Below are 10009 nucleotides of genomic sequence, written 5' to 3' on the forward strand. Positions count from 1 at the left end.
CAACCCTGGCGACGATGGGGATGGGGATGGGGACGCGGACTGTGACCCAGGCCTGACACTATGCGGCGGAGAATGTGTTGATGTGGACATAGACGACTCGCACTGCGGAAACTGTAATATAGCTTGTACGATCACAGACAGTCTTGGTGGGTGTGAACAAGGGGTCTGCGCCCCGCATTACAGCGAATGTGTTATCGCAGGCGACCCACTCCTGACTTGCAACCAGGTTTGCGCGGCTGAGGGAAAGGTTTGTAAGGGCCAGCAAGAGTGTCCCGGAACGTTGATTTGGTATGGGACAACAAGCGATTGCGAGATGTTCCTGTCTGGTGATCCGAACGCTGTCCCGTGCACGTTCCCGATGGACGCCAACGGTCTCAACGACTACCGCTGCTGCTGCCAGTAGCGCTCAGACCACCTCCCCCACCGAGACGATCACGGTCCCTTGCTCGGGCAGCGTCGGGTCATTGACCACCCGCACGATCTGCCCAGCCCCGACCTCGAACTCGCTGTCGGCGAACTCGAACTCCCCAGTCTTCTCCCGCGCGCGCAGGCGGATCTGTGTGACGGCGCGCACGCCCGCGATGCTCTGGATCCGCGCCACGAGCGGGCTGCGCCGCAGCGGGGTCCCGAAGCTGAATTTGTCCGCCGAAAAGAACCCACCGGGTCCGGTCAGGGCCTCGAGCACGGCGGCCTCGACCTGCCCGGCGTAGTAGCCGGGCTGCATGCAGACCCTGACCTTCACGTCGAGGTCGATGTAGTCGGGCTTGATCACGTGGACGTCGCGCCCGATCTGTCGCACGCAGTCCATCAGGTCCTCGAGCTCGGATTGCTGTGCTCGGGTGATCTCGAACGTGCCGATCGGATCGACGGCGACGAAGATTGTCAGCCAGCTCCCGGTCCACCGGAATGTGGCGTTGGCCTGTTGCACCCAATCTAGGGTTTCAGCCAGGCGCTGGTAGTCCGCGGGTGTGACGGCGCTGAAGGTGTCGTGGCGAAAGGCGTCGGGGCCGAGAAATTTCGCCCGCTGCATGTCCTCGGGCTCGAGGCCGTCGACAAGATCGAAGGGATTGCTGACGGCGGACAGCCGCGTGTCATCGGCGAGGCCGCCATCGACCGGATGCACCAGGTGGACGATCGTTCCGGCGTTGACGTTGGCGCTTGCGCCTGGGCCGCTGCGGTAGCGGAGCCTGAAGATGGTCTGCTCGGCCGGGACTAGGCCAAATTCGCCGTCACCAAAGCGCAGGGTGTATCCGGCGTTCGCGGCCCAGTCACGGTGGACGAGCTCGCTGCCGTCGGGCATGCGGTAGCCGACCGTCCGACGCCAGGTCCCGTCCTCGATCGTGAAGTGCTCGTCGTTGGAGGTGGAGTCGAGCAGGGTCCTGCGCCAGGTCCACTGACGCTCGAGATCCCAGGTTGAATCCTGATCGGCGTTGACAGCCTGCAGCTCGACCTCTGGGCTCGAGCTTGCGAGCGCGCCGAGCCAACCCAACCTGAGCGCCTCACAGGCGGCGGGCGAGTAGCGAAACAGCGGATTGCGGGTGTTGGCTTGGTTGTCGAGCGGACCCTGGCGCTCGACGACGTCGGTCAAGGTGCCGTCGCCACGCACGCTGAAGAATTCCTCGAAGGACTCGCCTGCGGTCGCGGGGACGACGTTGCCCTTGACGCTCATGTTGGCGATGACCATGGCGCAAGGCAGCGCTTCGCTCTTGGACCACGCCACCCGGGTGACCGAACCATCCACGAGATCGGCGAGTTCATCGGTCATCTGTTCATACTCGGTCACGTGCACCAGGTGCCGCTTGGGCGTGGAGCCATCAGTGGGATCCTCGTGTAGGACCAACGTGCGCTGCTGCGTGACCCAGCTGCTCTCGGGCGCCATCCACCCGATCAAGAACAGTTGGGTCGTGCCCTTGGCCAGGGTTGGTTTGGCGCCGTCGGGCTCGTGTACCGCGATTGTATTCCAGGCCTTCTTGACGGTGAAGCTCCGGGGGTCGCCGAGTGGTTTGGTGCGATAGTCGGCGATGCCTTCACCAAGCTCGAAGGTAATGGGTGATTCCCCAAGGCGGTGTGCCCACACTCGCGTGCCCGCGAGCACCTCGAGCTCGTCGTCGCTCTCGCCGTCGGCGACGTCGAGCTCGAGCACGGTGCTGGGGCTGCGGCCATCGTGGACCTCGTAGTCGAGCAGGCGCAGGAGCTGTCGCAGCGACCGCCGCTGGCTGAGCTCGTCGAGCACGCCCTCTCGCGTGAAGCGATCCTTGATGTAGTTGAACTCGTCACCGATCGCGGCCATGACCTCGAGCATCATGACGCCGACGTCGGCCTGGCTGCGGTGGGTCCAGCTCGGATACTTTTGACTGGTGTAGTCGAGCAGCGCTTGACGGAGGCTGACGAAGTCGCGGGCGAGCGGGTTGAGCTGCAGTGGGTCTGCTGGTTGAGGGCAGCTGTCGTCGGTGGGCCTGGGCTTGCAATCGAGGGTGGTTGGACAGGCCTGCTTGAAGCTGAAGTCGACGCGGCTGAAGTGATAATCGACCTGGGCGTGGTCGATCGAGAAGCGGTAGAGCGAGAAGTCCCCGGGCTGATCGACCGTGATCTGCAGATAGGTTCGCGGGGTTGGGAGGGCGCCGTCGTCGACCCAGTTGGCCGAGAGGATCTTGGGCTCGACGACCTTGCGACCGCCGGATGGCGCCCAGATCCGCATGATCGAGAGGTCGAGGTTCAGGTCCTCGTTGAAATCTGGGTCGAGCCCCGCCAAGGGGTCGATCAGGAAGTACACGTTGAGGACCGTCTGAAGCGCCGGATCGTCAACCGCGATGAAGTCGATGCCGGTCAGGACTGTCTGCGCGCACAGCAGGGTGAGGCGATCTTCAGTCATCAGGGGGTTACCTCTAGATTCAGACGCCGCTGCTCCATGCGAGCGTACAGCGTGTAGATAATGACGATCTCCAGGCGCGAGTCAATACTCTCGACTCGAATTTCATCAATCCGGATCAGATCAGCGAGCGCCTCGTTGAGCGCATTATAGATCATGCTCTGGGCCAATGACGCGGTCGCCGAACTGATCGGGCTGAACACCAGGCGGCGCACGCCAGCGCCGAAGTCCGGCTGGTTGATGCGCTCGCCGGGGTTGGTCAGCAACACCTGCTTGATGAGCTGATTGACGTAGGACTCGTAGTCGGTCTCGACGCGCAGCTGTTGCCCGCCCAGATCGTCTTGAATGGGATGGTGGAGCGCCCTGATCGGTGTAGGCATGGGTTGACCTCACATCGCGTCGACGCGGCTGTCGGACTCGACGCCCAGCATCGCGCCGGAAGACCCCGGAACGGGGTGGGGGTAGACACCGACGCTGGCGCCGATCGTGGGGGTGTTGTTGACGGTCACACGCTGGTTGGAGAGGAACCAAACACCGGTAGTGGCCGGGAAGATCACCGAATCGGTGACCAAGCCAATGAAGCCACGGGTGGTCTGCACCCGTGTGTTGGTTGAGATCACCGTGGCGGCGCGGGCACCATCGGCGCCTTGAAGGCCGCTCGCAAAGCTCGAAATTTTTCCTGCCATGATCGTATCCCTGGGTTAGGTGACGGACATCGCGCCGTCGTGCACGTCGAACTTGATCACGTTGAGCTTGGTCTTCATGGTCTTGACCTGGTTGGTGATCTCGCCGTTCGCGGTGGCGGTGATGTTGCCGCCGTTGATCTCGAGCACGGTGCCGCTGGCATTCTCGATCTTGATCGAGCCGGCCTCATCGTCGATCGTGATGGTGAGCTTTTGGGTCTTGATCTGCTTGAGCTTGGCGTCTTGTTTGATGCCCGCGACGTCTTCTTTTTTCCAGTAGCACCCGGACCAGATCGGGTAGCTGAGATCCCCGCCCTCGAACTCGATCCAGACGTTTGCCTCGTTCTCGGGCAAGAACAGCATTCCGACGTCCTTGCCCGCATAGGGAACGCAGGGCATGGCCCAGACCCGCTTGTCGTCCAGGACCGAGCTGACGGTGACCTGGATGCGACCATATTCGTCGAGGGTGTTGTTTTTGACGACGCCGCGGTACTTGCCGAAGTGTCGGCCGTCGAAGGCTCGCAGTAATTGGTCGAGGACGTCAGCCACCGAGGAGGCCCTCCTTGGGCGGGCTGACGCTCCGCGAGTTGCTGCGCAGCTCGATGTTCATCCAGTGCGCGGCGGCGTTGATGACGTGGGTGACCTTCTCGACCTGAAACCCCCCGCTGACGCCGCAGCCACCTCCGTGGACCAAGACGAGGTCGTGGGGCCGCAACACGGTGCCGAGCATGTGGACGGTCGTCAGCGCGCTGGCCTTGACGTACCAGGACGCGTCGTTGGCAGCGGCCTGCGCGGTGCTGCCGACACGGTCGGCCCCGCCGACCGTGCTGACGAACATGCTGCGCTCGCAGTCCTTGGCGCCGGCGGTCTCGTTGGTCTCGCCGGCGTCTTCGGTCGTTGGGTCATGGTCGGCGCTCTGGTCCTGATTGTAGGACTCGCCGGTCTCGTGGTTGTCGCCCGCGGACGAGACGCAGGTGATGGCTTCGCTGTCGGTCGTGTGAGAGAAGTTGATGACGTTCTCGCACGCAGTCTCGCTGCCGATGATGCGAAGGGTGACCTTCGAGTTGCGGGTTAGCCCGAGGTTGAGGTCAGCGGGCGAGTGTGCAGCGCGCTCGGGAGAGGTCTTGATGCTGACCTTGGGCGTCACGTCATAGACCGACGTCGACAGCGTCAGGTTGTAACGCAGCCACACCGAGTAGTTGCACGCGGTGGCGAGACGCTCGAGACCGTCGAGGATCGTGCCCAGGTAGTTGAAGGATGCACCCTCAGTGGGGAATTCGAGGACGTCGGGACCAATGTCTGGTGCGGTGTCGCCGAGACCGTCAATCATCTTTTTGAAGATGTCCGTGTTCGTCCCGGAGAACTCTTGCGGCTTGTTCTCACGATCGAGAGTTGTACGAATATCTCGCCCACGGACCTCGAGCGTCGACCCGGAGCCTCCCGGCGAGAGATCGGCCTGGCTGTTCTCGATCTGCCCGCGGATCAAGCACACGAGCTCCTCGGCGGGAGGCAGGGGAACCTTGGCCAGACCGTCGGTCCCATGCCCCGGCCCCGAGGACACTGCGATGGCGATGCCCTTCGACCCCCGCAGATCGGCGGCCGTGAACGTGCCGTTCTCACCGTCCTCGAAGTCCTCTTGAAAACGAATTGCGAAGGTCGCGGGCTTGTCGAGGTGCTCCTCGATCCGGATCTCCGTGATCGCGCAGTCGAGATCCCCTGGCAGGGCCTTGAAGGAGTGGCTCCCTTGGCCCCCGATCTGGGTCATGATGTATGCGCCGATGGTCATTGGTCTGCTCGTGGGTGAGTGGGTGTCAACCGCGGGTCGGGATCCGGATCAGGTCGACCTCGGCCAGCTGATCGGGCAACAGCACGTCGTTGAGCTCACAGATGCGCCAGAACGCGTTGGGGTCGCGGAGGTAGAAGTTGGCCAGGTGATCGAGGCGCTGCCCCTCGCGGCGGATGTGTTCGCCGAGCTCGATCAGGTCGGGGCGGCGGGCTCGGCCAACGCGTTGGACGGAGCGACCACGGTCGTCGGCTACGTTGATGACCTCGGCGTGCAGCACGTAGCGGCTATTCTTGGCGTAAAGGGACATGGCGAAGCTCCGGGGTTACATGAAGGGCGGCAGGCCCGAGGCGCGCTTGATGCTCTGGGCGAAGTTGGCGATCGCAAGCACATCGTCGACGATGCGGGTATAGGTGTAGGCGGAGGCGGCGATCTTCTGGCTCAGGCTCATTCGACACTTGAACACGTCGGGGGTGAGCACCTCGAGGCCGAGGCTGACGGTCGCGTGCAGCGGGTGCAGCATGGGCGTGTACAGTGTCTCTTCGACGCTGAAGCTGGTCACGCGAACTGGCACGATGCGGCCCGGACCCCAGACGAACAGCACGACCGGGACCGAGGGGCGGGCGACCGCGCACATGGGGCCGCCGGACAGCGCGCTTGCGTTGCGGATGAGATCGCCGAACAAGCCCTCGCTGGGATAGGTCAGCTTCTTGAGGGCGGCGAGGCGATCGGCGACGCCGAACTTGATAGCGATCGGATCGCGTTCCTCGATGTCGTCGGTCGCGTCGAGCTCCAGTGAGAGGCTGAAGGACTCCTTGGGGTCGAATGGCTGGACCATCGGGGCCTGGGCTCCGCGCTGGGTCTGGTCGACCTCTTGCGGATTCCAGGGCGTGATCGTGTGTGAGATCTTGGTGGGGTTGTACTGAAACAGCACAATGTTCGGCAGCGCGATGCCGACCACGCCCTCGAAGATCTGAACGAGCGCCCCCTTGGTCAGGGGTATGTGGGGCCTGGAGAAGTCGGTCATCGTCGGGCTCCGGAGCTTGAGTCGGTTGGTGGGTTAGGCATTGCGACGCAGCCTCTCTCGCTCACGGTCGTGTAGACCGCGGCCTTCCTTGCCCAGCTCGCGGTCGATGCCGTCCATGAGGTCCTCGATTCCGAGGGTTCGGCGGCGGCGGCGAGAGATGAACACGGCGGCGAGCACCGCGTTCTTGATCTGGGCGCCGGAGATCTCCACGGCCTCGCAGAGCACAGCCACGGCCGGCTCGACCTCACGCAGAATGTCGGCCCCGACGAGCTCGCGGAGGACTCGGCGCCAGATCGTGCGGCGCTGCGCGGCATCGGGCTTGCGAAAATCAAATATATAGCGGATCCGGCGTACGAAGGCGGGATCTATGTTGTTCTTCTTGTTGCTGGCGAGCAGCGCGATGCCCTGATACTCCTCGACCAATTGTAGCAAGTAGTTGGTGTCGGTGTTGGCGTGGCGATCGTGAGAGTCCTTGACCTCGGTGCGCTTCGAGAACAGCGCGTCAGCCTCGTCAAACAGGAGCACCGCGTTCATGCGGGCGGCGCGAGCGAAGATCCGGTCGAGGTTCTTGGCGGTCTCGCCGATGTACTTGCTGATCACGGTGGCGAGGTTGATGCGAAACAGATCGAGCTCGAGCTCGGCGGCGATCACCTGCGCGGCCATGGTCTTGCCCGTTCCCGGCGGGCCCGCGAGCAGGCCAACGAGACCGGTGCCGCGGGGGAACAGACGTTTGGCACCCGGGGTCTCCCAAAAGCGGACGCGCTCGGCGGCCTCGAAGGTGAAATCCTCGAGGGAGTTGCGCAGGCCACTTGCGAGGATCAGATCGCTCCAATCGAAGGGGCAGTCCATCAAGCGGCCGAGGTCACCTAGCCGACCGCGGGTTTGCTCGCGGGCCATCAGCGCGGCCTCATCGGCGCCGACTGGCAGCCGTTGACCGATCTGGGCGATGTCGCCGACGCTCAGGCGGTGCCGAGCCGCGAGGTGCTCGACGGCGCCTTCACCCCACGCCACGCTGCTCGGGACCAGGCGATGCCACAGCCCGAGCCGCTCGTCGAGCGCTGGAGTTGGCATGACGACGACCTGGTCGACCACGCCCGGCAGATCACTGACGGACCTGGCGTCCTCGCAGATCACGAACTGCAGCGGCCCGGGTGGCACGCTCCGGGGCCAACGACGACCGCAGCGCTGGCCGTGCCAGACCGGGATCAACCCGGCCATGGCTGCGAATCGGACCACGCGAACATAGGTCTCGGGCCAGTGTTCGTCGGTGATGTCGTCGGTGTCGATGGCGATCGCGCTTGCACCAAAGCGCTGGGCGAGGCTCGCGGCCAGGCTGCGACGCCCACAACCTTGGGGGCCCACGAGCACCAGACGCAGGGGCAGCTCAGCGTTGACGGAGCGGCGCGTTCGCTCGTGCAGGTCCGCGAGCGGCCAGCCTTCGAGGGGTCGTTGGACGGGGATGATCTCGGTGCAGCCGACGAGCTCGAGGTCGAGCCCGAGCTGCCCGCGAATTCTCGCGACGACTTGAGGATCGACGATCAAGGGGACGGCGTGGCCTGGACCGACGTTGAGGGCATGAATGAAGCCCCAGATAGCGAGGGACCCGCTGGGGTTCCACAGCTGGCGATGCCCGTGGCCGAACAGGCGCGCGGCGCAAGCCTGCGTCACGTAGCGTCGCTCGGGGTGGCCGTTGAGCTGGGCGTAGAGCGCTCCGATCGCGGGCTCGAGCTCGACGGCGACGCAGGCGAGCAGTAGATCGAATTCATTGGAGTCGAGCCGAAACAAGCGGGCGAATTCGCTGAAAGGATCCTCGGTTTTGGCGAGTCGATCCTCGAGCTCACTCACGCGAGCGTTGGTCGCGGCGAGCTGCTCGTGCTTCGCATAAAACAAATACTCGCGCTCGGGATCGTCGATACTCACCCCGGTCGTGTCGTGCAACTGCGCGATCCAGACCAGCCGCCGTCGACAGCGGAGGGTGACGAGCTCGACGATGAGATGCAGCACAGGATGTTCGCGATGCTGGTCGCGCCCGCGTCGCTCACCGCTGGCGCGGTCGATGGCGATGGTCGAGCTCATGGGGTGCTGGTCTCGATCCAGTAGGGGGCCGACTCGGCGCCGTTGACGATGAGCCGCACGGCGTGCTCACCATCGGTCTCGACGTCAAATAGCGCGTGAAAGATGAGGGTCGAGGGGCCGGTAATCTCGTATTGGCCCGGGTTGTCGGTGTCGTCGACGGCGGCGTAGGCCTCGCCATCGACGTACAGCCGGACCGCGAGGCCGTCGAGCTCGAGATCGAAGGTATCGACGAGGGTCAGCGTGACCTTGTTGCTTGGGCCGTCTGGAGCATCGCCGGCGATGCGCGGGATCACGGTGAACGCGACCTCGTTGCTGTCGACGGTGAGGGGGACCAGCACGCCCCCAACGATTCGCTCACGCGTGGTCACGCGCAAGAACGCGGTGTAGATGCCGGGGAGCATGCTGACGCTCTGCTCCACGCCGCCGCCGTCGAGGTAGGCGAGGCTCTTGTAGATATCGAGCTCGAGTCGTTCGTCGTTGATCGTCAGCGCCCAACCATTCGTGGTGTTGGTAGCGATCGAGAGATCGATCGGCAGCGGACCGCCGACGGCGGTCGTGAGCGCTTGATTGCGCAGCCACAGCCTTCGCGGTGACGCACCCGCGAGGTTGTGACCGCCGAGCTCGAGGCGATTGTGGAGCGGGTCGGCGCCCACGTCACCGCTGACCCGGGCGGGCGTGACCTCGGCGATCTGCGTGATCCCGCCAGCGGTGCTGGGCAGCGTGAACGCGAGCGCGCTCTCGCTCTGGGCGAGGTGGGGCGTGCCGAGCTGGTAGAGGTAGGTGCCAAGGCTGAGCACGGGCGCGACCAGGGTCGTGGTCTCTTCGGGTTCGAGCAAGACCACGCGGACCTCGTAATAGGCAGACAGCCGGGCGGTCTGTTGATCCTCGGCGCCCCAGAACGAGATCGAATCTTCGGGTGACACCGGCCGCATGATGATCTGCAGGGGGTTGTCGTTGGCGTACATCGCCCCCTGCAGGATCGTCTGGCCGTCGATCTGCGTGTTGTCGTGGATGATCGCATAGTCGTGCATTGTCTTGAGGGCGTAGCCCATCAAGGTTTGCTGGGTGAGCGCGTCATCTTCGGGGTTTACTGTCTCATGATGCGGCGTGAGAATGTAGTAGAGGCACAGCGCCATCGGCGTTCGAGAGATGTTGCGACCGCCCGAGCCCGCACCTTCGAAGTTCTTGTAAAACGCCTCCTCGGCCACGTGGTAGCAGAACAAGCTGACTTTGTTCTCAACCGCGCCGACCTTCTCTGGAGGCTCAGGGGTGACCGTGAACGTGATCTCGCCGCCGAAGAACTTCTCGTTGATGTTGAGCTCCAGCAGCTTCATGAGGCTGCGGGTGACCAGAGATAGATCGAGTAGCGCCATGGGTTCGCTCAGCGAAAGCGCAGCCTGAGGCTGCGGCGGTTGGGGAAGTGCCGATCGAGCGGGCCGATCTGCGAGATGCTGTCGATGGTCAGCTTCTGGGCTGAAGTGTTGGCGAGGGGCGCCTGGTGAGGCACAGCTGCTGGTGTTGGCCTGGGCTCCGTGCGCGGCTTGGTTTCCCGGGCTTCGGGTGGCGAGGGG

9 protein-coding genes and 1 pseudogene are annotated in these 10009 nt (G+C 64.1%); all 10 read right to left on the reverse strand.

Features of this window, described 5'->3' with window-relative positions; translation table 11 throughout:
* Nucleotides 1–406 precede the first annotated feature (406 nt).
* Entirely contained in the window at nucleotides 407–2872 is a 2466-nt protein-coding gene (locus ENSA7_RS41060; RefSeq protein ID WP_106094906.1) for a baseplate J/gp47 family protein, read from the reverse strand.
* The gene (locus tag ENSA7_RS41065) at nucleotides 2872–3249 is read right to left on the reverse strand and encodes a GPW/gp25 family protein (protein ID WP_106094907.1); all 378 of its coding nucleotides are present in this window, start codon (nucleotides 3247–3249) and stop codon (nucleotides 2872–2874) included. Before ENSA7_RS41065 ends, ENSA7_RS41060 begins: the two co-directional genes overlap by 1 nt.
* Nucleotides 3250–3258: 9 nt before the next feature.
* Nucleotides 3259–3555, reverse strand: coding sequence for a hypothetical protein (locus ENSA7_RS41070; RefSeq protein ID WP_146158737.1), 297 nt, complete (start codon nucleotides 3553–3555; stop codon nucleotides 3259–3261).
* Nucleotides 3556–3570: 15 nt separating this feature from the next.
* Entirely contained in the window at nucleotides 3571–4101 is a 531-nt protein-coding gene (locus tag ENSA7_RS41075) for a phage baseplate assembly protein V (RefSeq protein WP_106094909.1), read from the reverse strand.
* Nucleotides 4094–5338 carry a hypothetical protein gene (locus ENSA7_RS41080; RefSeq protein WP_106094910.1) on the reverse strand — a complete coding sequence of 415 codons (1245 nt, stop codon included), beginning with the start codon at nucleotides 5336–5338 and terminating at the stop codon, nucleotides 4094–4096. Before ENSA7_RS41080 ends, ENSA7_RS41075 begins: the two co-directional genes overlap by 8 nt.
* Before the next feature lie 25 nt (nucleotides 5339–5363).
* Nucleotides 5364–5645, reverse strand: coding sequence for a hypothetical protein (locus ENSA7_RS41085; RefSeq protein WP_146158738.1), 282 nt, complete (start codon nucleotides 5643–5645; stop codon nucleotides 5364–5366).
* A 15-nt stretch (nucleotides 5646–5660) separates the two neighbouring features.
* Nucleotides 5661–6362: a hypothetical protein gene (locus tag ENSA7_RS41090; protein ID WP_106094912.1), complete on the reverse strand. Its 702-nt coding sequence runs from the start codon at nucleotides 6360–6362 to the stop codon at nucleotides 5661–5663.
* 33 nt (nucleotides 6363–6395) lie between these two features.
* A complete protein-coding gene (locus ENSA7_RS41095) occupies nucleotides 6396–8438 on the reverse strand; it encodes an AAA family ATPase (RefSeq protein WP_106094913.1) in 2043 nt (680 codons plus the stop codon).
* Nucleotides 8435–9811 (reverse strand): Pvc16 family protein, encoded by a 1377-nt coding sequence (locus ENSA7_RS41100; RefSeq protein ID WP_106094914.1) that lies wholly within the window; start codon nucleotides 9809–9811, stop codon nucleotides 8435–8437. Before ENSA7_RS41100 ends, ENSA7_RS41095 begins: the two co-directional genes overlap by 4 nt.
* Nucleotides 9812–9819: 8 nt before the next feature.
* Nucleotides 9820–10009, reverse strand: a pseudogene (locus ENSA7_RS45210) (hypothetical protein); the annotation flags it as partial.

The sequence above is a fragment of the Enhygromyxa salina genome, assembly GCF_002994635.1.
Classification (GTDB): Bacteria; Myxococcota_A; Polyangia; order Nannocystales; family Nannocystaceae; genus Plesiocystis; species Plesiocystis salina_B.

Coding starts and splice junctions, on each gene's coding strand:
- ENSA7_RS41060 (WP_106094906.1), bottom strand. CDS start 2,872: ATGACTGAAGATCGCCTCACCCTGCTGTGCGCGCAGACAGTCCTGACC.
- ENSA7_RS41065 (WP_106094907.1), bottom strand. CDS start 3,249: ATGCCTACACCGATCAGGGCGCTCCACCATCCCATTCAAGACGATCTG.
- ENSA7_RS41070 (WP_146158737.1), bottom strand. CDS start 3,555: ATGGCAGGAAAAATTTCGAGCTTTGCGAGCGGCCTTCAAGGCGCCGAT.
- ENSA7_RS41080 (WP_106094910.1), bottom strand. CDS start 5,338: ATGACCATCGGCGCATACATCATGACCCAGATCGGGGGCCAAGGGAGC.
- ENSA7_RS41085 (WP_146158738.1), bottom strand. CDS start 5,645: ATGTCCCTTTACGCCAAGAATAGCCGCTACGTGCTGCACGCCGAGGTC.
- ENSA7_RS41090 (WP_106094912.1), bottom strand. CDS start 6,362: ATGACCGACTTCTCCAGGCCCCACATACCCCTGACCAAGGGGGCGCTC.
- ENSA7_RS41095 (WP_106094913.1), bottom strand. CDS start 8,438: ATGAGCTCGACCATCGCCATCGACCGCGCCAGCGGTGAGCGACGCGGG.
- ENSA7_RS41100 (WP_106094914.1), bottom strand. CDS start 9,811: ATGGCGCTACTCGATCTATCTCTGGTCACCCGCAGCCTCATGAAGCTG.